The organism is Pseudomonas sp. PS01270 (assembly GCF_029959775.1).
Classification (GTDB): domain Bacteria; phylum Pseudomonadota; class Gammaproteobacteria; order Pseudomonadales; family Pseudomonadaceae; genus Aquipseudomonas; species Aquipseudomonas atacamensis.
The window spans coordinates 23,007-45,523 of the sequence record NZ_JASCPT010000008.1; the positions used below are offsets into that span (position 1 = coordinate 23,007).

The window sequence follows — 22,517 nt, forward strand, 5'->3', positions numbered from 1 at the left end:
ATGTTCAACGGACAATCGATTTTCATCTCCGGCGGCACCGGCTCGTTCGGGCGCAACTTCATTCGCCGCTTGCTCGAGCAATACCAGCCCAAGCGCGTGGTGGTGTTCTCCCGCGACGAGCTCAAGCAATACGAAATGCAGCAGACCTTCAATGCACCGTGCATGCGTTATTTCATCGGCGACGTGCGTGACGCCGAGCGCTTGCGTCAGGCCATGCGCGGCATCGATTACGTAGTGCATGCCGCCGCGTTGAAGCAGGTGCCGGCGGCGGAGTACAACCCGACCGAATGCATTCGCACCAACGTCAACGGCGCGGAAAACATCATCGCCGCAGCGATCGATAACGGTGTGAAGAAAGTCGTCGCGCTGTCCACCGACAAGGCGGCCAGCCCGATCAATCTGTACGGCGCGACCAAGTTGCTTTCGGACAAACTGTTCGTCGCCGCCAACAATATTGCCGGCGAGCAGCAGACCCGTTTCGCCGTGGTGCGCTATGGCAATGTCGCCGGTTCGCGCGGCTCTGTAGTGCCGTTTTTCAGCAAGCTGATTGCTGACGGCGCGCAGGAATTGCCGATCACCGACGAGCGCATGACACGGTTCTGGATCACTCTCGATCACGGCGTGCAGTTCGTCCTCGACAGCTTCGCCCGCATGCACGGCGGCGAAGTGTTCGTACCGAAGATCCCGTCGATCCGCATCGTCGATCTGGCGCGCGGCATGGCCGAGCATTTGCCGCACAAGAACGTCGGCATTCGTCCCGGTGAGAAGCTGCACGAACTGATGGTGCCGCTGGACGATGCGCGCATGACCCTTGAGTTTGACGACCATTACACGATTCAGCCGTCGATTCGTTTTACCAGCGTCGACGTCGATTTCGCCGTCGATAAACTCGGTGAACGTGGCCGTGCCGTGGACGAGGATTTCGAGTATCGCTCGGACACCAACCCGCATTTCCTTTCAGTGGGGCAGATCGCCGATCTGCACGCGAAGCTGTCGGTATGATTCCTTACGGTCGGCAGAGCCTCGATCAGGCGGACATCGACGCGGTGGTCGGCGTTTTGCAGTCGGACTGGCTGACCCAGGGGCCGACCATCGAACGCTTCGAGCAGGCCATGGCCGAGCGCTGTCAGGCCGATTTCGCCGTGGCGGTGTGCAATGCCACGGCGGCGCTGCACATTGCTTGTCTGGCCGCTGATCTGGGGCCGGGCGATCGCTTGTGGACCTCGCCGAATACGTTTCTGGCTTCGGCCAACTGCGGGCGCTATTGCGGCGCCGAGGTCGATTTTGTCGACATCGATCCGCTGACCTGGAACCTCGACGCGGTGGCGCTGGCCGCGAAGCTGGAACAGGCCGACCGCGACGGCACGCTGCCGAAAGTCCTGGTCGCCGTCGCGTTCTCCGGGCAGAGCTGTGACATGCGGCGCATCGCCGAACTGGCCGAGCGCTACAACTTCACCGTGATCGAAGACGCCTCGCACGCAGTGGGCGCGAGCTACGCCGGGCGCCCGGTCGGTTGCGGCGAATTTGCGGCGATGACGGTGTTCAGTTTTCACCCGGTGAAAATCATCACCAGCGCCGAAGGCGGCATGGTCCTGACCAATCGCCCGGTGCTGGCCGAACGTCTGCGACGCCTGCGCAGCCACGGCATGACCCGCGATCCCGAGCACATGACCGAGCCGAGCCACGGGGCGTGGTATTACCAGCAGATCGAGCTGGGTTTCAATTACCGGATCACCGATCTGCAAGCGGCGCTGGGCCTGTCGCAACTGGGCAAACTGGATGAGTTTGTCGCGCGTCGCCGGGAATTGGCGGCGCGCTATGATCGCTTGCTGGCGTATTTGCCGGTGACGTTGCCGAGCCCGCAGGAAGAGGCGGAGTCGGCCTGGCACTTGTATGTGATTCGCTTGCAGACCGAGCGCATCAGCCTCAGTCATCGTCAGGTGTTTGAAGGTTTGCGCGCAGCCGGTATCGGCGTGAATCTGCACTACATTCCCGTGCATTTGCAGCCTTACTATCGGGATCTGGGGTTTGCCGAGGGTGATTTCCCCGAGGCCGAGCGCTATTACGCCGAGGCGATCAGCCTGCCGCTGTTCCCCTTGCTGACTGATGAGCAGCAGGATCATGTAGTCGAGCAACTGCGCCGACTGACCGAACGATGACCGCTGCGGCGGTAGACGAGACTGTGTATGCGCGATCTGAGCGAGCAGGAAAGATTCTGGCAGGGTGAGTTCGGCAACCATTACGTTGAGCGCAATGTCGGCCAGGCGCTGGTGGCGGGCAATCTAGGGTTTTTCGCCAAAGCGCTGAGCCGCGCGGGTCGCGTCGACAGTCTGCTGGAGCTGGGTACCAACGCCGGCAACAATTTGCAGGCATTGCGTCAGTTATTGCCGCGTTGCGAACTGTTCGGTGTCGAGATCAACGAAAGCGCGTGCGCGCAGGCGCAGGCGCTGGACATCGCGCAAATCTGGCACGGCTCGTTGTTCGATTTTCCTGTCGAGCGCCGCTACGATCTGACACTGAGCAAAGGCGTGCTGATCCATCTGGCTCCCGAGCTGTTGCCGCGTGCCTATGCGCAGATGTACGAGCTGAGCCAGCGCTACATCCTGATCGCCGAGTACTACAATCCGGCACCGATGGAAATCGCTTACCGCGGTAACAGCGGCAAGCTGTTCAAGCGCGATTTCGCCGGGGAAATGCTTGATCGCTATGCCGATTTGCAACTGCTCGACTATGGCTTCGTCTATCACCGTGATCGGCAATTTCCGGCCGATGACATCACCTGGTTCCTGTTGGAAAAACGCCCTTGAGCAACGTCGCAATCATCCCTGCCCGTGGCGGCAGCAAGCGTATCCCGCGCAAGAATCTCTTGCCGTTCGAGGGCGTGCCGATGATTGTCCGCTCGATCCGCACAGCGCTGGAATCAGGTTTGTTCGAGCAGGTAGTGGTCAGCACCGACGATGCCGAGATTGCCGAACTGGCACTGGCGCACGGTGCTCAAGTTCCGTTCATGCGCCCGGCCGATCTGGCCGATGATTTCACCGGCACTGCGGCGGTCATCGTGCACGCACTGCAGCAGTTGCCGTCCTTCGATTTCGCTTGCTGCATTTACGCCACTGCGCCGCTGTTGCAGGCACGTTATCTGCGTCAGGGTTTGGAGTTGCTGGAGCAGCATCCGCATCGATCATTTGCGTTCTCGGTTTGCGATTTCGCGTTTCCGGTACAGCGTGCACTGACGGTCGACGGGGACGGCGCCTTGACGGCGTTGTATCCCGAGTTTCGCAATACTCGTTCGCAGGACTTGCCCGAGGCGTTTCAGGATGCCGGGCAGTTTTACTGGGGCCGCAGCGCGGCGTGGTTGCGCGGTGATGTGCTGTATTCGCCAGCCAGCCTGCCGGTGATTCTGCCGCGTCATCTGGTCCAGGACATCGACACCCCCGAGGACTGGAAACGCGCCGAATACCTTTACGCGGCGCTCAAGGCCGGCGGAGAGCTGCGATGAGGGTGCTGATCCGCGCCGACGCCTCGCCAACCATTGGCAGCGGCCACATTGCCCGCTGCCTGACCTTGGCGCGGGTGCTGCGCGGGCAGGGCAGTCATGTCGCATTCGCCTGTCGGCGTTTGCCCGGGCATCGACTCGAAGCCTTGAATGCCGACGGCTTCGAGACCTTCGCGCTGCCCGAGCGCTATCGTGATGAAGACCCGCTGCAGGCTATCGAATCGATGTTGCCGTGGCAGTTCGATATTGATGCACTGGGCCTGCTGCTGGACGGGCAGGCACCGTTCGACTGGATCATCGCCGACCATTACGGCCTCGATCATCACTGGCAAACCGCTGCCCGGCGCTGGGCGCACCGAATCGCCGCCGTGGATGATCTGGCCACGCGGCGCTACAGCGTCGATCTGCTGCTCAATCAGAATCTGTCCGGTCTTAGCGAAAACTACGCGCCGCTGCTGCCCCCAGGCTGTCGCACCTTGCTCGGCCCGCGCTACGCCATGCTGCGCGAAGAATTCAACTGCGAGGCCATCGAGATCAAACCGAAGGCGAGCCGGGTGCTGGTGAATTTCGGCGGTTTCGACGCGGCGAGGCAGACCCATCACGCGATGCTCGCCTTGGCTGATTTCACTGAATTGCAGGTTGATTTCGTCGCTGGCGCCGACAACCCGGCGTGGACGCAGATGCAAGCGTTGGCCGAGACGCGACCGAACTGGCGCCTGCACAGTTTCGTCAGTGATTTCCATCAGCGCATGACTGCGGCCGACCTGTTTATCGGCGCTGGCGGTGGCACCAGTTGGGAGCGCGCGGCGTTGGGCTTGCCGACCATCTGCATCGCAGTGGCAAACAATCAACAGGCCAACGGCGAAGTCATGGCCGCTGCCGGTGCGCATGTGTTCATGGGCGCCCGCGAGCAGGTCAGCGTCGAGCAGTTGCGTGATGCGGTCGGCTTCGTCGTAAACAATCATTTTCTACGCCGCAGCCTTGCCGAGCGCTCGCGGCAACTGGTCGACGGGCGCGGTGCCGCACGCGTCGCGGCGGCGCTGGCCGGCGCGGTGCTGAAACTGCGCCCGGCGACGCTGGACGATGCGCAGTTGCTGTTCGATGGGCGCAATGCTGAAGCGGTACGGCGCTGGTCGCTGGAAACCGGTGTGATCGATTGGACTCAGCATCTGAACTGGCTGACAGCGACCCTGCGCAATCCGCAACGGTTGCTGTTGATTGCCGAGGCGGACGACGGCCCGGTCGGGGTGCTGCGCTACGACTTGCGCGGGTTCGAAGCCGAAGTGTCGATCTATCTGCTGGAGGGGCGTTTCGGCCTCGGTTGGGGCAGGGCAGTGCTCAGCCGTGGCGAGGCGTTTGTCGCTGCGCACTGGCCACAATTGACACGCATCACTGCGCGGGTCATGCCGGCCAATCAGTCTTCATTGAAAGTCTTCCGCGACGCCGGGTTCATCCAGGAAACCTGCGCGTTCAGCCGTGTTTTGAAGGATCACCCGCATGTCTAGTTTCAAGATTGGCCACCACACCATCGGTGCCGATGCGCCGCCGTTCATCATTGCCGAAATGAGCGGCAACCATAACCAGTCTCTCGACGTCGCTCTGCAAATCGTCGAGGCGGCGGCCAAGGCCGGGGCGCATGCCTTGAAGCTGCAAACCTACACCGCCGAAACCATGACCCTGGATTTGGCTGAAGGTGAATTCTTCATCAAGGATCCGGGCAGTCTGTGGGCCGGCACGTCGCTCTACGATCTCTACGAAAAAGCTCACACACCGTGGGAGTGGCACGCGCCGATTTTTGCTCGGGCCAAGGAGTTGGGGATGCTCGCGTTCTCGACGCCGTTCGATGACAGCGCGGTGGATTTTCTCGAAGGCCTCGAGGTGCCGGCGTACAAGATCGCCAGTTTCGAAAACACCGATCTGCCGTTGATCCGTCGAGTGGCAGCGACCGGCAAACCACTGATCATCTCCACCGGCATGGCCAGCATCGCCGAACTGGATGAGACCGTGCGTGCCGCACGCGAGGCCGGGTGCAAGAATCTGGTGTTGCTCAAGTGCACCAGCACCTATCCGGCCACGCCCCTCAACAGCAACGTGCGCACGATCCCGCATCTGCGTGAGTTGTTTGGATGCGAGGTGGGGCTGTCAGATCATTCGATGGGCGTTGGCGTGTCGGTGGCAGCGGTGGCGCTGGGCGCGACCGTGGTGGAGAAGCATTTCACCCTCGACCGTTCCGCCGGTGGCGTGGACGCGAGTTTCTCCCTGGAGCCTGCGGAGCTGGCCAGTCTGGTCGTCGAAACCGAACGTGCCTGGCAGGCCATGGGGCATGTTCAGTACGGTCCGACCGAGGCCGAGCGCAAGTCGCTGGTCTATCGCCGCTCGCTGTATGTCACCGCTGACATGGCTGCCGGTGAGGCCTTTACCGGGGACAATCTGCGCGCCATTCGCCCCGGTCTCGGTCTGCCGCCCAAGCACACCGAAGCCGTCCTCGGACGCCGCGCGCGCACCGCGATCAAGCGCGGTACGCCGCTGGACTGGTCGCTGGTCGAATAGGCCAATCTGCCATCGATTCGGCAAAATAGCGTGACCTGCGAGTCATAACGCGCATCTTCACTGTATTGTATTGACCGGGGAGATGGCGCCTGGCCCGTTTTGCGGTTCCAGTGATAGCCCTTTGCGCTTCCCGTGGCTGCCCGTTGTGGCGGCCGTTTTCTGTTTGTCGGCGCCCCTCGAATCCTTGCGAGCGGTGGTTTTGGGCTGTTTTTTATTGGGAAGCCGTAATGATTGGCATAAAAAGCATTGCGAGCTACGTTCCTGTAGCCGGCGTGGACAATTACGCACAAGGTGCAAAATTCGAAAAGGATGAAGAGTTCATCCTTGGCAAGATCGGTTCGGCGTTCCTGCCGCGCAAAGACGCTGAGCAGGAAACTTCCGATCTGTGCGTGGAAGCGGCCAATGCGCTGTTTGCCAGCAATCCTGAACTGAAGCGTGAATCGATCGACGCCTTGATTGTCGTCACTCAGAACGGTGACGAAGAAGGCTTGCCGCACACCGCAGCAATCGTCCAGGACAAGCTCGGCCTGCCGACCAATGTCGCAGCGTTCGATATCTCTTTGGGCTGCTCCGGTTACGTCTACGGCATCTACGCGATCAAGGGCTTCATGGAAGCCGCCGGCCTGAAGAACGGCCTGCTGATCACTGCTGACCCATATTCGAAAATCGTTGACCCTGAAGACCGCAACACCACCATGCTGTTCGGCGATGCCGCCACCGCTACGTGGATGGGCGAAAATCCGACCTGGGCGCTGGGCAAGGCCAAGTTCGGCACCGACGGTTCCGGCGCACCGCACTTGAAAGTCAGCAACGGCGTGTTCTTCATGAACGGTCGTCAGGTGTTCAACTTCGCTCTGCTGAAAGTGCCGGCGCACTTGCACGAGTTGCTCGACGATTCCAATCTCAAGGCCGATGACATCGACGCATTCTGCATTCACCAGGGCAGCGCGGCGATTGTCGACGCCGTGGCGCGACGCTTCGAAGGCGAACCGGAGAAGTTCATCAAGGACATGGTCGAGACCGGCAACACCGTGTCGTCGAGCATTCCGCTGCTGCTGGAAAAACACGTGCTTGATTCCGACTGGCAGCGAGTTGCACTGAGCGGTTTTGGCGTGGGCCTGTCATGGGGCTCGGCGATCATCTATCGCCCGTAAGCCCGAGCAAAAAGCACTGATACAAAAATAGCGTTCAAGGTTAACCTTGAACGCTATTTTTTTGCCCGAGAAGGAGCGCGAGGCGCCATGAGCGAGTTTTTCCAAGCCAATGCCGAGGTGTTGCAACGGCGCTGGCCGGCGCTGTTCGAGCGATTGATGGCTGAAGACAGCGCGTCCGTACAGGCCGAACTCGTGCAAGGGCTGGGCTCGACGCTGAGCGTTGACGGTATTCAGTTGACCAGTCGCCATGATCGTCTGCATGAGGCGCAGGTTCAGGCGGCAAGCCTGCCGGCAAAACCGCATCTGCATGTCTATGGCACCGGCCTGGGCGACTTGCCAGGCGTGCTGCTCGAACGCGCAGGCCTGGAAAAACTGTACGTACACATCCTCAACGGCGCACTGTTCGCGCTGGTACTGCAACTGCTCGATCAGCGCCAGTGGCTGGAGGATCCTCGGGTCGAACTGTTTTACGCCGGTGATCACCCTGACTTCTTCACGCCATTCTTTGCCTTGCCGGCCGAGATGCTGCTGGCCGATGACTTCAATGCAAAGGTCCGCGATCGGCTGATCAATGAAGTGCACCTGACGTTCAACAACCGCGATTTCGATCCGCGGTCACCGGAAATCCAGCAGCGCTTGCAGGAATGTCTGCCGGTGTTGCTTGGCGATGACGATGTCGCGCAGCTGTTCAGCAGTTGCGCTGGACGTGAAATCTACGTGATCGCCACCGGGCCGACACTGGAGCAGCATTTCGAACGTCTGGCGGCGATACGTCAGCGTGCCGAGCGGCCGTTGTTCATCTGTGTTGATACCGCTTATCGGCCGCTACGTGAGCACGGCATCGTGCCTGATCTGGTTGTGAGTATCGATCAGCGCATCGGCTTTCGGCATCTGCCCTTCGAGACGTCTGACTGCATTACCCTGGTGTACCTGCCGATGAGCGACCCGCAGGTATTGAAGGCATGGAAGGGCAAGCGCTATGGCGGCTATTCGGCCAGCCCGATCTATACCGAGCTGAAAGAACGGTATCCACGCGGCGAGCTGCACGTCGGCGGCAGCGTGATCCATCCGGCGGTGGATCTCGCGGTGAAGATGGGCTCCGAGCGAATCACCCTGTTTGGCGCTGACTTCGCTTTCCCGATGAACAAGACCCACGCCGGTTGGGACGACGGCGATCTGGGCCCGCCGCTGGCCCAAGCGCGGCACTGGGTGCGCGATGGCCACGGTCAGCGCGTCAGCACTCAGCTGAATTTTCGTGGCTATCTGTGTGTGCTGGAGCGTTATATCGCCGCGCATCCGCAGGTCGAGTTTCTCAACAGCAGCCGCGCCGGTGCATTGATTGCCGGGACCGCTTTCAATTCGGAGTTCGTGCAATGATTGCGCTGAGTCAGTGTCAGGATCAGTGTCGTCAGTGTGCGGCGTTGTTTCGCCTTGGGCGTGACGTTGAGGCGGCACTGACGATGGTCGATGTATTCGAACAGGCCCAGCAATGTCTGGCGTCTGCCTCAGTGGATATCCAGCAGGCGTGGGCACAGGTGCTCACGCAAATGCTCGACTGTCAGGAGCGCCAGGACTGGTTGGGCCTGGCTGACTATATGGAATACGAACTGGTCGAATTGCTGGAAACTGCCAGGCGCTGAGCCGCTGCGCAGCGCTGGCCCGCGGCTTTGCGTTACAGGCGGTTTTATGACGTCATTTTTTCGCGCTGGATGTGCTGCTAAGTCTTTGTTTTCTCGGGGGTGGCGTGGTGATGGCAAAATTTTTTCAAAAAGCCCTCAAGCAACCTGCAATCCCGACGATAACTATTACGAAGGTTCTCTAGGCCATACCCGGCGGTTGCCAGGGCCGGAAGCCGCAGTACCCAACCAACGAGGAATTCGTCATGGCTTTAACAGTAAACACCAACACCACATCGTTGAACGTTCAGAAAAACCTGAACCGCGCTTCCGACGCTCTGTCCACTTCGATGCAGCGCCTGTCTTCCGGCCTGAAAATCAACAGCGCCAAAGACGACGCCGCTGGCCTGCAGATCTCCAACCGTATGTCTTCGCAGATCCGCGGTAACACTCAGGCCATCCAGAACGCCAACGACGGTATCTCCGTTGCCCAGACCGCTGAAGGCGCTCTGCAAGCTACTACCGACATCCTGCAGCGTATGCGTGAACTGGCTGTTAAAGCCCGTAACGGTACCAACGGCACTGCTGACCAGACCGCTACCAACGCTGAATTCGCTCAGATGTCCGACGAGATCACCCGTATCTCGGCTTCGACCAACCTGAACGGCAAAAACCTGCTGGACGGTTCGGCTGGCACTGTGACCCTGCAAGTGGGCGCAAACACCGGTTCGGCTAACCACATCGACCTGGTACTGAGCTCCAAGTTCGACGCCGTCAGCCTGTCGGTTGGCAGCGGCACTGTTGTACTGACTGGCGCCAGCCCTTCTGACGCTGCCGTCGCCATCGACAGCGCGATCACTGCAATCGACGCAGCTATCGCTAACATCGGTGCAACCCGCGCGAGCCTGGGTGCTTCGCAAAACCGTCTGACCAGCACCATCCAGAACCTGCAGAACATCACTGAAAACACCACCGCTGCTCAGGGTCGTGTACAGGACACCGACTTCGCCGCTGAAACTGCTAACCTGACCAAGCAGCAGACTCTGCAGCAAGCTTCGACCTCCGTACTGGCTCAAGCCAACCAACTGCCTTCCGCTGTACTGAAGCTGCTTCAGTAATTTCGGAATGAGTTTAAGCGGGGGAGTGCGCTTGTCGTGCTCTCTCGCTTTTTTACGTTAAGAGGTGATGGGCATGGACATGAGCGTAAAGCTTAACGTGTCTTATCCGGCTCCCAAGCCAGTGACACCGGTTGCTGACAAACCGTCAGAGCTGCCTAAAGTCCAAAAGACTGAAGCACCGGTCGCTGCCAAGGATCAGGATGCGGACGGTGCCAAGTTGAAACTGGCGGTGCAAGAGATAGAAAAGTTCGTCCAGTCGATCAAGCGTAATCTGGAGTTCTCGATCGACGAGCATTCCGGCAAGGTCATCGTCAAGGTGATCGCGAGCGAGACGGGTGAAGTCGTTCGACAGATTCCTTCCGCCGAAGCCCTCAAACTGGCCGACAGCCTCGCCAATGCAAGTCATGTATTGTTCGACGCCAAAGTCTGATAAATGGCATGAATAGTGTTTGTTCGTTCTCAGGACGCCTGTAGCGGTCAAAAGAATGGCAACAATCTGAAGGGAGATGCACATGGCAAGTCCAATTCTACCGGGTTCCGGACTGGGTTCCGGCCTGGACATCGGCGCGATCGTGACCGCGCTGGTCAACGCCGACAAGTCTGCCAAGCAGACGCAGATCGATACTGCGACCAAAACCAACAGCCTGAAGATTTCCGGTGTCGGTTCGCTGAAAAGTGCACTGGCTGCGTATCAGAAAGCCATGGGTGATCTGAACAAGGCAACGAGCCCGGCGTTTGCCGGTTTTACTGCGACTTCGGACACGCCGACTGTTGTCGGTGCCACATCGGATAAAACCGCCGTACCGGGTACGTATAGCGTCGTTGTGAAAAATCTGGCCACCGGCTCGAAAGTCGCCAGTGCCGCCTTCGCCGGCGGGGCCGCCAGTGCCATTCCGAGTGGTACTCTGAAAATCAGTCAGAATGGCATTGATTACAATGTCGCGATTCCGGCCAATGCCACCTTGCAGTCCACGCGCGATGCGATCAACACCGCACAGGCCAGCAACGGTATTTCGGCCAACATCGTGACCGACAGCACCGGTTCGTCGCGACTGGTGCTCAGCTCGAACAAGACGGGTGCCGGCATGGACCTGAAGGTCAGCGGGATCGCTGGTCTGGAGATCGATGGCACCCAGGAAATGGGCAGCAGCCCGGCGGCCGGTGCGTCCGGAGCCGTCGGTAAGCTGGCGATGGATGCCAGTCTGACCATCGACGGCCTGGCCGTTACCAGCAAGACCAATACCGTGACCGGTGCGATCAGCGGCATGACGCTTAACCTGACTGCCGCCAGTCCCTTGGTCAATGGCGTCGCAACGCCAGCGACCGTTTCGGTTGCGACCAATACCGCCGGCATCCAGACATCGTTGCAATCGTTCATCGATTCCTATAACACCCTGAAGAAAACCATCGACACCTTGTCCAAGGCAACGCCGGATGCCGACGGCAATCTGACCGTTTCCGCAGCCTTCACTGGTGACGCTCTGCCGCGTTCGTTGATGGCGGATGTGCGCGCTCAGTTGACAGATCCAGGGGCGGGCGGAGCGGGGCAATTGTCCGTGCTCTCGCAGATGGGCGTATTGACCGATAGCAAAACCGGTTTGCTGACGCTCGATACGGCGGTGTTCAACAAACGGATGGAAACTCCGGGCATGGCTGGCCAGGTTCAGCAGCTCTTCAGCGGCACCGATTCCAAGAATGGTCTGTTGGCGCGTATGACTGCGGCGGTTGATCCGTACGTCAAGACTGGTGGGCTGCTCGATCAGCGCAGTTCCAACCTGACTAATCTGACATCGAGCCTGCAAAAGCAGCAGGCGGCGCTGGATCTGCGGGTGGCCAACCTGACGACGACGTTGACCGCCAAGTACAACGCCATGGACTTGCTGGTAGGCCAAATGAAGGCAACGGCGAGCAACATCACGTCGTTCTTCAGCTCGCTGAACGCTCAGCAGTCGGCGAAGTAACAGTCAGTAACGACAAAAACCCGGCTACGCTTTATCGGCGTGCGCCGGGTTTTTGTCTTTTGATCTAAAGTTTTCGGGCCGGTTGGCGATACACTGGTTATACGAGTCAACGTGGCAATGAGGTAGAACATGAATCCGATGTTAGCCCTTCGGCAGTACCAGAAAGTCGGCGCCCATGCGCAGACGTCCGAAGCGAGCCCGCACCGCCTGGTGCAAATGTTGATGGAAGGTGGCCTGGCCCGTATTGCTCAGGCCAAGGGCGCCATTGAGCGCAAGGACATCCCCGCCAAATGCACGGCGATCAGCAAGGCCATCGGCATTGTCAGTGGCCTGCGTGAAGGCCTCGATCTTGAAAACAACGCCGAGGCGCTGGCCGATCTGGATGGCCTGTACATCTACATGATGAAGCGCCTCGCCGAGGCCAACATCAGCAGTGATCCGCGTGTCCTCGATGAAGTGGCCGGTCTGCTGACAACGGTAAAAGAAGGTTGGGACGCCATCGCGCCCGTGCCGGCTCCGCAGTTCTGAAGGAGGTCACCATGAGTCTTGTATTGCAGCGAATAGCCGATACCCGTGAAGCGTTGGTCGGAGCATTGGCCGAACGAAACTGGGAAGCCATTGGTGAGTTGGATCTGGCTTGCCGTTCCTGCATGGAAGACGTCATGGCGGAAGCTTCGCTGGACGAAGTAGCACTGCGCGACAACCTTGAGGAGCTGCTATTCGTCTACAAAGAGCTTCTCGAGGTAGCAATGGGCGAGCGGCAGGCGATAGCCAACGAGATGTCGCAGATCACCCAAGCGCAAAAGGCTGCAAAGGTTTACCATCTGTTTGGTTGATTAACCGTCAGTTAAACCAGAGATGTGCGCCATAAATTTGACTGTGCACGGTTTTTTGACTTAACTAGTGGCTATTATCAGGTTTAGGGCGTCTACAGGCACATGGTGTCCTGCAAGCGTCTCGCTTGCCTTATTTTTCGGGCATTGAGTTGACTAGGGAAGTTGCTATTGCATGTGGCGTGAAACCAAAATTCTGCTGATCGATGACGATAGCGTCCGCCGCCGCGACCTGGCGGTGATTCTGAATTTTCTTGGCGAAGAAAATTTACCCTGCGGCAGCCATGACTGGCAGCAGGCAGTCGGCTCTTTGTCGTCTAGTCGTGAAGTCATTTGCGTACTGATCGGGACGGTTAATGCTCCTGGCGCGCTTTTGGGCTTGCTAAAGACACTCGCAACCTGGGATGAGTTCCTTCCGGTTTTGTTAATGGGCGATAATTCTTCCGTTGACCTGCCTGAAGACCAGCGTCGACGCGTCCTGTCGACCCTGGAAATGCCGCCCAGCTACAGCAAATTGCTCGATTCGCTGCACCGCGCCCAGGTCTATCGCGAAATGTACGACCAGGCCCGCGAACGCGGCCGTCATCGCGAACCCAATCTGTTCCGCAGCCTCGTCGGCACCAGCCGTGCGATTCAGCACGTCCGGCAGATGATGCAGCAAGTGGCCGATACCGACGCCAGCGTGCTGATCCTCGGCGAGTCCGGCACCGGCAAGGAAGTGGTCGCGCGCAACCTGCACTATCACTCCAAACGCCGCGACGCGCCGTTCGTACCAGTCAACTGCGGGGCTATTCCGGCGGAACTGCTGGAAAGCGAACTGTTCGGCCACGAGAAGGGCGCTTTCACTGGCGCGATCACCAGCCGTGCCGGGCGCTTTGAGCTGGCCAACGGCGGCACGCTGTTCCTCGACGAAATCGGCGATATGCCGCTGCCGATGCAGGTCAAGCTGCTGCGCGTATTGCAAGAGCGCACCTTCGAACGCGTGGGCAGCAACAAGACCCAGAGCGTCGACGTGCGCATCATTGCCGCAACGCACAAAAATCTCGAAAGCATGATCGAGATCGGCTCGTTCCGCGAAGACCTCTACTATCGCCTGAACGTGTTCCCGATCGAGATGGCGCCACTGCGTGAGCGCGTCGAAGACATTCCGCTGCTGATGAACGAACTGATCTCGCGCATGGAGCACGAGAAGCGCGGTTCGATCCGTTTCAACTCGGCGGCGATCATGTCGCTGTGCCGTCACGGCTGGCCGGGCAACGTCCGCGAGCTGGCCAACCTGGTCGAGCGCATGGCGATCATGCACCCGTACGGGGTGATCGGCGTGGTCGAGTTGCCGAAAAAATTCCGCTACGTCGACGACGAAGACGAGCAGATGGTCGACAGCCTGCGCAGCGATCTGGAAGAGCGCGTGGCGATCAACGGCCATACGCCGGATTTCAGCGCCAGTGCACTGCTGCCGCCGGAAGGCCTCGATCTCAAGGACTACCTCGGTGGTCTGGAGCAGGGCCTGATTCAGCAAGCGCTGGACGATGCCAATGGCATTGTTGCCCGCGCCGCTGAACGTCTGCGCATCCGTCGCACCACCCTGGTCGAGAAGATGCGCAAGTACGGCATGAGCCGGGCTGGAGGAGACGAACAGGCGGATGATTGACGCCTGTTTTTCAAGCGCTTCATTTATAAGCAGTTTTTTTTAGGCACGGGTATTGCTATAGCCCTCGCAACGTTCCGTTTCACTGACGGTCAGCCAAGCGAGAGAGCCCAATGCCCCAAGCCGCCCAGATCTCTTCTGCCTCCAATATCGTGGGGCAACCCTCGTCCGTAGAGCAGGCAAGTCGTCAGGGGCTTGAGCAGGCCTTCCAGCTGTTCAACCAGATGTCGAGCCAGCTGACCGATTCCTACAGCCTGCTCGAAGCGCGGGTCACCGAACTCAAGGGTGAGCTGGCCGTGGTCAGCGCTCAACGCATGCAGGAGCTGGCGGAAAAAGAACGCCTGGCCAATCGCCTGCAAAACCTTCTCGACCTGTTGCCCGGCGGCGTCATCGTCATCGACGGCCACGGTCTGGTGCGCGAAGCCAATCCTGCCGCCATCGATCTGCTCGGCTCGCCACTCGAGGGCGAACTCTGGCGCCATGTGATCGCACGCTGCTTCGCCCCGCGTGAAGACGACGGTCACGAAATCTCCTTGAAAAACGGTCGACGTCTGTCGATTTCCACCCGCTCGCTGGACGCCGAGCCGGGGCAGTTGGTGTTGCTCAACGACTTGACGGAAACCCGGCATCTTCAGGATCAACTGGCACGGCATGAGCGTTTGTCGTCGCTGGGGCGCATGGTTGCGTCTCTGGCCCACCAGATTCGCACGCCGCTGTCCGCCGCTTTGCTCTACGCCAGTCATTTGACTGAACAGCAATTGCCGGTGGAAACCCAGCAACGCTTTGCCGGCCGCCTGAAAGAGCGTCTGCACGAACTGGAACATCAAGTGCGCGACATGCTGGTGTTCGCTCGCGGTGAATTGCCGCTGACCGACCGCATTACGCCCAATGCCTTGATGCAATCGCTGCAGGCTGCGGCGCTGACCCATGTGCAGGACCTGCCGATCCGCTGGCAGTGCGACAGCCATGCCGGTGAGCTGCTGTGCAACCGCGACACGCTGGTCGGCGCGCTGCTGAATCTGATTGAAAACGCTATTCAGGCCAGCGCTGGCGAAGCGCGCCTGAAAGTGCATTGCTACACCAGAGGCAACACCCTGCGTCTGTGTGTCAGCGACAGCGGCAGCGGCATTGAGCCGACAGTTTTGGCGCGCCTCGGCGAGCCTTTTTTTACTACCAAAGTCACCGGCACCGGCCTCGGCCTGACCGTGGTCAAAGCGGTGGCCCGTGCGCATCAGGGAGAATTGACCCTGCGCTCGCGAGTCGGGCGCGGCACCTGCGCGCAGGTCAGCCTGCCACTGTTTTCCGCTGCACAGGGAGTTGAATAAACGTCATGGGCATCAAGGTGTTGCTGGTCGAGGATGACCGTTCGTTGCGCGAGGCGCTGGCCGATACGCTGCTGCTCGCCGGCCACGACTATCACGCCGTCGGCAGCGCCGAAGAAGCGTTGACGGCCGTCGCGCAGCAAGCCTTCAGCCTGGTGGTCAGCGACGTCAATATGCCAGGCATGGATGGCCACCAATTGCTCGCGTTGCTGCGCGCGCGCCAGCCGCAATTGCCGGTGCTGCTGATGACCGCCCACGGCGCCGTCGAGCGTGCGGTCGATGCGATGCGTCAAGGCGCGGCTGATTATCTGGTCAAGCCGTTCGAACCCAAAGCGCTGCTCGATCTGGTGGCGCGCCATGCGCTGGGCAGCATTGACGCTGGCGAGGCGGATGGCCCCGTCGCGGTAGAGCCGGCCAGTGCGCAACTGCTGGAACTGGCGGCACGGGTCGCGCGCAGTGACTCGACTGTGCTGATCTCCGGCGAGTCCGGTACCGGTAAAGAGGTGCTGGCACGCTACATTCACCAGCAATCGCGGCGGGCGAGCCAGCCATTCATTGCGATTAACTGCGCGGCGATCCCCGACAACATGCTCGAAGCGACATTGTTCGGTCATGAGAAGGGTTCGTTCACCGGCGCCATCGCTTCGCAGGCCGGCAAGTTCGAGCAGGCGGACGGCGGCACCATTCTGCTCGATGAAATTTCCGAAATGCCCCTCGGCCTGCAAGCCAAGCTATTGCGCGTTCTGCAAGAGCGTGAAGTGGAGCGAGTGGGCGCGCGCAAGCCGATTAGTCTGGATATTCGCGTGGTCGCCACGACCAACCGCGATCTGGCCGGCGAAGTGGCGGCGGGGCGTTTTCGCGAAGACCTGTTTTACCGCTTGTCGGTTTTCCCTCTGGCCTGGCGTCCACTTCGCGAACGCACTGCCGATATCCTGCCGCTGGCGGAAAAGTTGCTGGCCAAACACGTCAATAAAATGAAGCACGCAGCAGCGAAGCTGTCCCCCGAAGCTCAAGCATGTCTGACCGCGTACCCGTGGCCGGGCAATGTGCGTGAACTGGACAACGCCATTCAGCGCGCGCTGATCCTGCAGCAGGGCGGCTTGATTCAGCCGCAGGATTTTTGCCTGAGCGGTGCGGTGACATTTGCGCCGTTGCCGATCGCGGCATCGGTGATCCGCGAGGTGGAAATCGACTCGGACTCCTCCGGCGCCCTGGGCGATGACCTGCGCCGCCGGGAGTTTCAGATGATCATCGATACCCTGCGCGCCGAGCGTGGCCGCCGTAAGGAAGCTGCCGAAAAGCTCGGCATCAGCCCGCGGACTCTGCGCTACAAACTGGCGCAAATGCGCGATGCCGGGATGGATGTCGAAGGTTATCTGTTCGCCACCTGACCAATGCTGCAAAACATTCCAGATGCTTTTCTCAGAAGGGTGCCCACTAGCTGGCACCCTTGTTGCTAATACCTGTGTACCCGCCGAGTGAGTGTCAAAAAATTGCGGGCCGCCCAAGAGAGTAGACCATGAGCCAAGGTATTGAATTTAATCGGTTGATGATGGACATGCAGGCCATGAAAGTGGATGCCATGTCTGCGCGTAAATCGACTGCCGCTGTCCCTGAAATCGCGGGCAGCAGCTTTTCCGACATGCTCGGTCAGGCGATCAATAAAGTCAGCGATACCCAGCAGGCGTCGACTCAACTGGCCAACGCGTTCGAGATCGGCAAGAGCGGTGTCGACCTGACTGACGTCATGATTGCGTCGCAAAAAGCCAGCGTGTCGTTCCAGGCTCTGACCCAGGTGCGCAACAAGCTGGTCCAGGCTTACCAAGACATCATGCAGATGCCGGTTTAAGGGCGAAATAAGTCATGGCAGAAGCAGTCGCTGATAACGTTCCGGCCAAGGCCACCCCGATCGACGGCAAACCGCCGCTGTTCGGCCTGTCCTTTCTGGAAAACCTTTCCCAGATGACCGTGCTGCGTCAGGTCGGCCTGTTGGTCGGTCTGGCTGCGAGCGTGGCGATTGGCTTTGCCGTGGTGCTGTGGTCGCAGCAGCCGGATTACCGTCCACTGTACGGCAGCCTTGCCGGCATGGACGCCAAGCAGGTCATGGAAACCCTGGCCGCCGCTGACATCCCTTACAACGTAGAACCCAATTCCGGCGCCTTGCTGGTCAAGGCCGACGACCTGTCCCGTGCGCGGATGAAACTCGCTGCTGCTGGTGTCACTCCCAGCGACGGCAACATCGGTTTCGAAATCCTCGACAAGGAACAGGGTCTGGGCACCAGCCAGTTCATGGAAGCGACCCGTTATCGTCGCGGCCTCGAAGGCGAACTGGCGCGGACCATCTCCAGCCTGAACAACGTCAAGGGTGCCCGCGTGCACCTGGCCATTCCGAAGAGTTCGGTGTTCGTCCGTGACGAGCGCAAGCCAAGCGCTTCGGTACTGGTCGAGCTGTACAGCGGGCGTTCGCTGGAGCCGGGTCAGGTGGTGGCGATCATCAACCTGGTGGCGACTTCCGTGCCCGAGTTGAGCAAATCGCAGATCACCGTCGTCGATCAGAAGGGCAACCTGCTCTCTGATCAGGCGGAGAACTCGGAAATGACCATGGCCGGCAAGCAGTTCGATTACAGCCGCCGCATGGAAAGCATGCTTACCCAGCGCGTGCACAACATTCTGCAACCGGTACTGGGCAACGATCGCTACAAGGCTGAAGTTTCGGCCGACGTCGATTTCAGTGCCGTCGAATCGACTGCCGAGCAATTCAACCCGGACCAACCGGCGTTGCGCAGCGAGCAGTCGGTCAACGAACAACGCACCGCCAGCAATGGTCCGCAAGGTGTGCCGGGTGCCCTGAGCAACCAGCCACCGGCGCCTGCCTCGGCGCCGCAGACCACCGGTGGCACCGCCGCACCGGCCGGGATGATCCAGCCGGGTCAGCCACTGGTTGACGCCAACGGTCAGCAGATCATGGACCCGGCCACTGGCCAGCCAATGCTCGCGCCGTACCCGGCGGACAAGCGTCAACAATCCACCAAGAACTTCGAGCTCGACCGTTCGATCAGCCACACCAAGCAGCAGCAGGGCCGTCTCAATCGCCTGTCGGTGTCGGTGGTGGTCGACGATCAGGTCAAGATCAACCCGGCCAACGGCGAAACCAGCCGTGCGCCGTGGAGCGCCGACGAATTGGCGCGCTTCACTCGTCTGGTGCAGGACGCCGTCGGTTTCGACGCCAGCCGTGGCGACAGCGTCAGCGTGATCAACATGCCGTTCTCCGCCGAGCGTGGCGAAGTGATTGCCGATATTCCGTTCTACTCCCAGCCATGGTTCTGGGACATCGTCAAACAAGTGCTGGGTGTGCTGTTCATCCTCGTACTGGTGTTTGGTGTGCTGCGTCCGGTGCTCAACAACATCACCGGCGGTGGCAAAGGCAAGGAGCTGGCCGGTCTGGGCAGCGACGTGGAACTCGGTGGCATGGGCGGCCTGGACGGCGAACTGGCCAACGACCGCGTGAGCCTCGGTGGTCCGCAGAGCATTCTGTTGCCGAGCCCGAGCGAGGGTTATGACGCGCAGCTGAATGCAATCAAGAGTCTGGTAGCTGAAGACCCGGGTCGCGTGGCTCAGGTCGTGAAAGAGTGGATTAACGCAGATGAGTGATAACCGAGCCGCCACCGTCAAACTGACCAAGGTCGACAAAGCCGCGATTCTGCTGCTGTCCCTGGGTTCGACCGATGCTGCGCAAGTGCTGCGCCACATGGGCCCCAAAGAGGTTCAGCGCGTCGGCGTGGCCATGGCGCAGATGGGCAACGTCCATCGCGAACAGGTCGAGCAGGTGATGAGCGAGTTCGTCGACATCGTCGGCGATCAGACCAGCCTCGGCGTCGGTTCCGACGACTACGTGCGCAAGATGCTCACCCAGGCCCTGGGCGAAGACAAGGCCAACGGCCTGATCGACCGCATCCTGCTCGGTGGCAACACCAGCGGCCTCGACAGCCTGAAATGGATGGAGCCGCGCGCAGTCGCTGACGTCATCCGTTACGAACACCCGCAGATCCAGGCGATCGTGGTCGCGTACCTCGACCCGGATCAGGCCGGTGAAGTGCTCGGCAACTTCGACCATAAAGTGCGTCTGGACATCATCCTGCGCGTTTCGTCGTTGAACACCGTGCAACCGGCCGCCTTGAAAGAACTCAACCAGATTCTCGAGAAACAGTTCTCCGGCAACTCGAACGCCTCGCGCACCACCCTGGGTGGCATCAAGCGTGCGGCCGACATCATGAACTTCCTCGACAGCTCGATCGAAGGCCAGCTCATGGACTCGATCCGCGAAGTCGACGAAGACCTGTCCGGTCAGATCGAAGACCTCATGTTCGTCTTCAACAACCTTGCCGACGTCGACGACCGTGGCATCCAGGCGCTGTTGCGCGAAGTCTCTTCGGACGTGCTGGTACTGGCCCTCAAGGGTTCGGACGAGGGCGTCAAGGAAAAGATCTTCAAGAACATGTCCAAGCGTGCTGCCGAACTGTTGCGCGACGACCTCGAGGCGAAAGGCCCGGTGCGCGTCAGCGACGTCGAAACCGCGCAGAAGGAAATCCTCACCATTGCCCGTCGTATGGCCGAAGCCGGCGAGATCGTGCTCGGTGGCAAGGGCGGCGAGGAAATGATCTAAGCCCATGGATAAGCCTGACGAGTCTGTGACGGATCTGATCCGCGCCCGCGATGTTCGTGGTTTCGAATCCTGGGCGCTGCCCAGCTTCGACCCGCCGGAACCCGAGCCTGAGCCGGAGCCTGAACCGCCGGAAATGGAAGAAGTGCCGCTGGAAGAAGTCCAGCCACTGACCCTGGAAGAACTCGAAAGCATCCGTCAGGAGGCTTACAACGAGGGCTTCGCCATCGGCGAAAAAGAAGGTTTTCACAGCACCACGCTGAAGGTGCGTCAGGAAGCTGAAACGGCGCTGGCGGCGAAAATCGCCAGCCTCGAGCTGTTGATGGCCAACCTGTTCGAACCGATCGCCGAGCAAGACACCCAGATTGAAAAGTCGCTGGTTGACCTCGTGCAACACATCACCAAGCAGGTGATCAAGCGCGAACTGGCCATCGACTCGACGCAGATCGAACACGTCATGCGCGATGCCCTCAAGCTATTGCCGCTGGGCGTGGAAAACGTGCGCCTGTACGTCAATCCGCAGGATTTCGCCCAGGTCAAAGCCCTGCGCGAACGCCACGAAGAAACCTGGCGCATCGTTGAAGACGAGTCGCTGTTGCCGGGCGGCTGCCGGGTTGAAACCGAGCACAGCCGCATCGACGCCAGTGTCGAATCGCGGGTGACCCAGGTCATGGCCAAGCTGTTCGACCAGTTGCACGAGCAGGCCTTGCATCCGGCAGCGCCTGACTTGAGTCTGGACATTCCCGAAGACACCCCAGCGGCTGTCGACTCTGACGAGCCGCGCGCGGACGCCAGCGATGCGCCTTGAACGCACCAGCTTCGCCAAGCGCCTGAGCACCTACGCCGAGGCCACCGAGATTGCCGGCGCGCCGATCCTTGAAGGTCGGCTGCTGCGCATGGTCGGCCTGACCCTCGAAGCCGAAGGCTTGCGCGCCGCCATGGGCACCCGTTGCATGGTGATCAATGACGACACCTACCACCCGTCCCAGGTGGAAGCGGAAGTCATGGGTTTTTCCGGCAGCAAAGTCTTTCTGATGCCGGTCGGCAGCGTCGCCGGGATTGCCCCGGGCGCCCGCGTGGTGCCCCTGGCCGATACCGGTCGTTTGCCGATGGGCATGAGCATGCTCGGCCGTGTCCTCGACGGCGCCGGCCGCGCGCTGGACGGCAAGGGCGGCATGAAGGCCGAAGACTGGGTGCCGATGGACGGCCCGACAATCAACCCGCTCAACCGTGATCCGATCAGCGTACCGCTGGACGTCGGCATCCGTTGCATCAACGGTTTGCTGACGGTCGGCCGTGGTCAGCGTCTGGGTCTGTTCGCCGGTACCGGTGTCGGTAAATCGGTGCTGTTGGGCATGATGACCCGCTTCACCGAGGCCGACATCATCGTCGTCGGCCTGATCGGTGAGCGTGGTCGCGAAGTTAAAGAATTCATCGAACACATTCTCGGTGAAGAAGGCCTTAAACGTTCGGTAGTGGTCGCCTCGCCAGCAGACGACGCACCGCTGATGCGTATGCGCGCGGCGATGTATTGCACGCGCATCGCCGAGTATTTCCGCGACAAGGGCAAGAACGTTCTGCTGCTGATGGACTCGCTGACCCGTTTCGCCCAGGCCCAGCGGGAAATCGCTCTGGCCATCGGTGAGCCGCCAGCAACCAAGGGTTATCCGCCCTCGGTGTTCGCCAAACTGCCGAAACTGGTGGAGCGCGCCGGTAACGCGGAGAAGGGCGGTGGCTCGATAACGGCGTTCTACACCGTACTGTCCGAAGGCGATGACCAGCAGGACCCGATTGCCGACTCGGCGCGGGGTGTGCTCGACGGCCACATCGTCCTGTCACGGCGCCTGGCCGAGGAAGGCCACTATCCGGCGATTGACATCGAAGCGTCCATCAGCCGGGTGATGCCGGCGGTGGTTTCGCCGGATCACATGCAGCGCGCGCAGTATTTCAAACAGCTTTGGTCGCGCTATCAGCAGAGCCGTGATTTGATCAGCGTCGGTGCCTACGTAGCCGGTGGCGATCGCGAGACCGATCTGGCGATTTCCCTGCAACCACAACTGGTCAGGTATCAGCGCCAGGGCCTCAACGACAAAATCAATCTGGGTGAGAGCCAGGCCTATCTGGAAACCCTGTTCGCCCCTGCGGCGGGCGGGTAACCG

Annotated in this window: 22 protein-coding genes; all 22 read left to right on the forward strand. The window is 60.3% G+C overall.

Annotated features, from left to right (window positions below):
- The 22 genes from pseB (at position 1) to fliI (ending at position 22,514) form a co-directional block, all read left to right on the forward strand.
- Positions 1–1,002, forward strand: a complete 1,002-nt coding sequence (gene pseB / locus QMX86_RS04830; RefSeq protein ID WP_110645058.1) for a UDP-N-acetylglucosamine 4,6-dehydratase (inverting) — start codon at positions 1–3, stop codon at positions 1,000–1,002.
- Positions 999–2,159 carry a UDP-4-amino-4,6-dideoxy-N-acetyl-beta-L-altrosamine transaminase gene (gene pseC, locus QMX86_RS04835; RefSeq protein WP_122704726.1) on the forward strand — a complete coding sequence of 387 codons (1,161 nt, stop codon included), beginning with the start codon at positions 999–1,001 and terminating at the stop codon, positions 2,157–2,159. The genes pseB and pseC overlap by 4 nt, the downstream gene beginning before the upstream one ends.
- Before the next feature lie 27 nt (positions 2,160–2,186).
- The gene (locus tag QMX86_RS04840; RefSeq protein WP_122611588.1) at positions 2,187–2,807 is read left to right on the forward strand and encodes a pseudaminic acid biosynthesis-associated methylase; all 621 of its coding nucleotides are present in this window, start codon (positions 2,187–2,189) and stop codon (positions 2,805–2,807) included.
- Positions 2,804–3,499, forward strand: coding sequence for a pseudaminic acid cytidylyltransferase (gene pseF / locus QMX86_RS04845; RefSeq protein WP_282383664.1), 696 nt, complete (start codon positions 2,804–2,806; stop codon positions 3,497–3,499). The genes QMX86_RS04840 and pseF overlap by 4 nt, the downstream gene beginning before the upstream one ends.
- Positions 3,496–5,001 carry a UDP-2,4-diacetamido-2,4,6-trideoxy-beta-L-altropyranose hydrolase gene (gene pseG / locus QMX86_RS04850; RefSeq protein WP_282383662.1) on the forward strand — a complete coding sequence of 502 codons (1,506 nt, stop codon included), beginning with the start codon at positions 3,496–3,498 and terminating at the stop codon, positions 4,999–5,001. Before pseF ends, pseG begins: the two co-directional genes overlap by 4 nt.
- Positions 4,994–6,046, forward strand: a complete 1,053-nt coding sequence (pseI, locus tag QMX86_RS04855) for a pseudaminic acid synthase (protein ID WP_110645062.1) — start codon at positions 4,994–4,996, stop codon at positions 6,044–6,046. Before pseG ends, pseI begins: the two co-directional genes overlap by 8 nt.
- A gap of 227 nt (positions 6,047–6,273) precedes the next feature.
- Positions 6,274–7,200, forward strand: a complete 927-nt coding sequence (locus QMX86_RS04860; RefSeq protein WP_016771093.1) for a ketoacyl-ACP synthase III — start codon at positions 6,274–6,276, stop codon at positions 7,198–7,200.
- An 87-nt stretch (positions 7,201–7,287) separates the two neighbouring features.
- Positions 7,288–8,577, forward strand: coding sequence for a 6-hydroxymethylpterin diphosphokinase MptE-like protein (locus QMX86_RS04865; protein WP_282383658.1), 1,290 nt, complete (start codon positions 7,288–7,290; stop codon positions 8,575–8,577).
- On the forward strand, positions 8,574–8,840 hold the full coding sequence (locus QMX86_RS04870; protein ID WP_273527187.1) for a hypothetical protein: 267 nt from the start codon (positions 8,574–8,576) through the stop codon (positions 8,838–8,840). Before QMX86_RS04865 ends, QMX86_RS04870 begins: the two co-directional genes overlap by 4 nt.
- 242 nt (positions 8,841–9,082) lie before the next feature.
- A complete protein-coding gene (locus tag QMX86_RS04875; protein WP_073472782.1) occupies positions 9,083–9,934 on the forward strand; it encodes a flagellin domain-containing protein in 852 nt (283 codons plus the stop codon).
- A gap of 73 nt (positions 9,935–10,007) precedes the next feature.
- Positions 10,008–10,364 carry a flagellar protein FlaG gene (locus QMX86_RS04880; RefSeq protein ID WP_039761159.1) on the forward strand — a complete coding sequence of 119 codons (357 nt, stop codon included), beginning with the start codon at positions 10,008–10,010 and terminating at the stop codon, positions 10,362–10,364.
- A gap of 82 nt (positions 10,365–10,446) precedes the next feature.
- Positions 10,447–11,895, forward strand: a complete 1,449-nt coding sequence (fliD, locus tag QMX86_RS04885) for a flagellar filament capping protein FliD (protein WP_122611581.1) — start codon at positions 10,447–10,449, stop codon at positions 11,893–11,895.
- A 129-nt stretch (positions 11,896–12,024) separates the two neighbouring features.
- Entirely contained in the window at positions 12,025–12,423 is a 399-nt protein-coding gene (gene fliS / locus QMX86_RS04890) for a flagellar export chaperone FliS (RefSeq protein WP_024012101.1), read from the forward strand.
- A gap of 11 nt (positions 12,424–12,434) precedes the next feature.
- Complete coding sequence (locus QMX86_RS04895; protein ID WP_016771085.1) at positions 12,435–12,731, forward strand: hypothetical protein; 297 nt, start codon at positions 12,435–12,437, stop codon at positions 12,729–12,731.
- Positions 12,732–12,903: 172 nt separating this feature from the next.
- Positions 12,904–14,379: a sigma-54 dependent transcriptional regulator gene (locus QMX86_RS04900; RefSeq protein WP_016771084.1), complete on the forward strand. Its 1,476-nt coding sequence runs from the start codon at positions 12,904–12,906 to the stop codon at positions 14,377–14,379.
- Positions 14,380–14,489: 110 nt separating this feature from the next.
- Positions 14,490–15,701 carry an ATP-binding protein gene (locus tag QMX86_RS04905; RefSeq protein ID WP_024012102.1) on the forward strand — a complete coding sequence of 404 codons (1,212 nt, stop codon included), beginning with the start codon at positions 14,490–14,492 and terminating at the stop codon, positions 15,699–15,701.
- Positions 15,702–15,706: 5 nt separating this feature from the next.
- A complete protein-coding gene (locus QMX86_RS04910; protein ID WP_282383650.1) occupies positions 15,707–17,089 on the forward strand; it encodes a sigma-54 dependent transcriptional regulator in 1,383 nt (460 codons plus the stop codon).
- A gap of 128 nt (positions 17,090–17,217) precedes the next feature.
- Positions 17,218–17,547, forward strand: coding sequence for a flagellar hook-basal body complex protein FliE (fliE, locus tag QMX86_RS04915; RefSeq protein ID WP_016771081.1), 330 nt, complete (start codon positions 17,218–17,220; stop codon positions 17,545–17,547).
- A gap of 14 nt (positions 17,548–17,561) precedes the next feature.
- Positions 17,562–19,349: a flagellar basal-body MS-ring/collar protein FliF gene (fliF, locus tag QMX86_RS04920; protein WP_071171439.1), complete on the forward strand. Its 1,788-nt coding sequence runs from the start codon at positions 17,562–17,564 to the stop codon at positions 19,347–19,349.
- Positions 19,342–20,361: a flagellar motor switch protein FliG gene (fliG, locus tag QMX86_RS04925; protein WP_016771079.1), complete on the forward strand. Its 1,020-nt coding sequence runs from the start codon at positions 19,342–19,344 to the stop codon at positions 20,359–20,361. The genes fliF and fliG overlap by 8 nt, the downstream gene beginning before the upstream one ends.
- Before the next feature lie 4 nt (positions 20,362–20,365).
- Positions 20,366–21,166, forward strand: a complete 801-nt coding sequence (gene fliH, locus QMX86_RS04930) for a flagellar assembly protein FliH (protein WP_282383648.1) — start codon at positions 20,366–20,368, stop codon at positions 21,164–21,166.
- On the forward strand, positions 21,156–22,514 hold the full coding sequence (gene fliI / locus QMX86_RS04935; protein ID WP_073472774.1) for a flagellar protein export ATPase FliI: 1,359 nt from the start codon (positions 21,156–21,158) through the stop codon (positions 22,512–22,514). The genes fliH and fliI overlap by 11 nt, the downstream gene beginning before the upstream one ends.
- The last annotated feature ends 3 nt before the right edge of the window (positions 22,515–22,517 follow it).

Bases quoted from the DNA above. Each gene is read 5' to 3' on its own strand.
- pseB (WP_110645058.1), top strand. From the start codon at position 1: ATGTTCAACGGACAATCGATTTTCATCTCCGGCGGCACCGGCTCGTTC.
- pseC (WP_122704726.1), top strand. From the start codon at position 999: ATGATTCCTTACGGTCGGCAGAGCCTCGATCAGGCGGACATCGACGCG.
- QMX86_RS04840 (WP_122611588.1), top strand. From the start codon at position 2,187: ATGCGCGATCTGAGCGAGCAGGAAAGATTCTGGCAGGGTGAGTTCGGC.
- pseG (WP_282383662.1), top strand. From the start codon at position 3,496: ATGAGGGTGCTGATCCGCGCCGACGCCTCGCCAACCATTGGCAGCGGC.
- pseI (WP_110645062.1), top strand. From the start codon at position 4,994: ATGTCTAGTTTCAAGATTGGCCACCACACCATCGGTGCCGATGCGCCG.
- QMX86_RS04860 (WP_016771093.1), top strand. From the start codon at position 6,274: ATGATTGGCATAAAAAGCATTGCGAGCTACGTTCCTGTAGCCGGCGTG.
- QMX86_RS04865 (WP_282383658.1), top strand. From the start codon at position 7,288: ATGAGCGAGTTTTTCCAAGCCAATGCCGAGGTGTTGCAACGGCGCTGG.
- QMX86_RS04870 (WP_273527187.1), top strand. From the start codon at position 8,574: ATGATTGCGCTGAGTCAGTGTCAGGATCAGTGTCGTCAGTGTGCGGCG.
- QMX86_RS04875 (WP_073472782.1), top strand. From the start codon at position 9,083: ATGGCTTTAACAGTAAACACCAACACCACATCGTTGAACGTTCAGAAA.
- QMX86_RS04880 (WP_039761159.1), top strand. From the start codon at position 10,008: ATGGACATGAGCGTAAAGCTTAACGTGTCTTATCCGGCTCCCAAGCCA.
- fliD (WP_122611581.1), top strand. From the start codon at position 10,447: ATGGCAAGTCCAATTCTACCGGGTTCCGGACTGGGTTCCGGCCTGGAC.
- fliS (WP_024012101.1), top strand. From the start codon at position 12,025: ATGAATCCGATGTTAGCCCTTCGGCAGTACCAGAAAGTCGGCGCCCAT.
- QMX86_RS04895 (WP_016771085.1), top strand. From the start codon at position 12,435: ATGAGTCTTGTATTGCAGCGAATAGCCGATACCCGTGAAGCGTTGGTC.
- QMX86_RS04900 (WP_016771084.1), top strand. From the start codon at position 12,904: ATGTGGCGTGAAACCAAAATTCTGCTGATCGATGACGATAGCGTCCGC.
- QMX86_RS04905 (WP_024012102.1), top strand. From the start codon at position 14,490: ATGCCCCAAGCCGCCCAGATCTCTTCTGCCTCCAATATCGTGGGGCAA.
- QMX86_RS04910 (WP_282383650.1), top strand. From the start codon at position 15,707: ATGGGCATCAAGGTGTTGCTGGTCGAGGATGACCGTTCGTTGCGCGAG.
- fliE (WP_016771081.1), top strand. From the start codon at position 17,218: ATGAGCCAAGGTATTGAATTTAATCGGTTGATGATGGACATGCAGGCC.
- fliF (WP_071171439.1), top strand. From the start codon at position 17,562: ATGGCAGAAGCAGTCGCTGATAACGTTCCGGCCAAGGCCACCCCGATC.
- fliG (WP_016771079.1), top strand. From the start codon at position 19,342: ATGAGTGATAACCGAGCCGCCACCGTCAAACTGACCAAGGTCGACAAA.
- fliH (WP_282383648.1), top strand. From the start codon at position 20,366: ATGGATAAGCCTGACGAGTCTGTGACGGATCTGATCCGCGCCCGCGAT.
- fliI (WP_073472774.1), top strand. From the start codon at position 21,156: ATGCGCCTTGAACGCACCAGCTTCGCCAAGCGCCTGAGCACCTACGCC.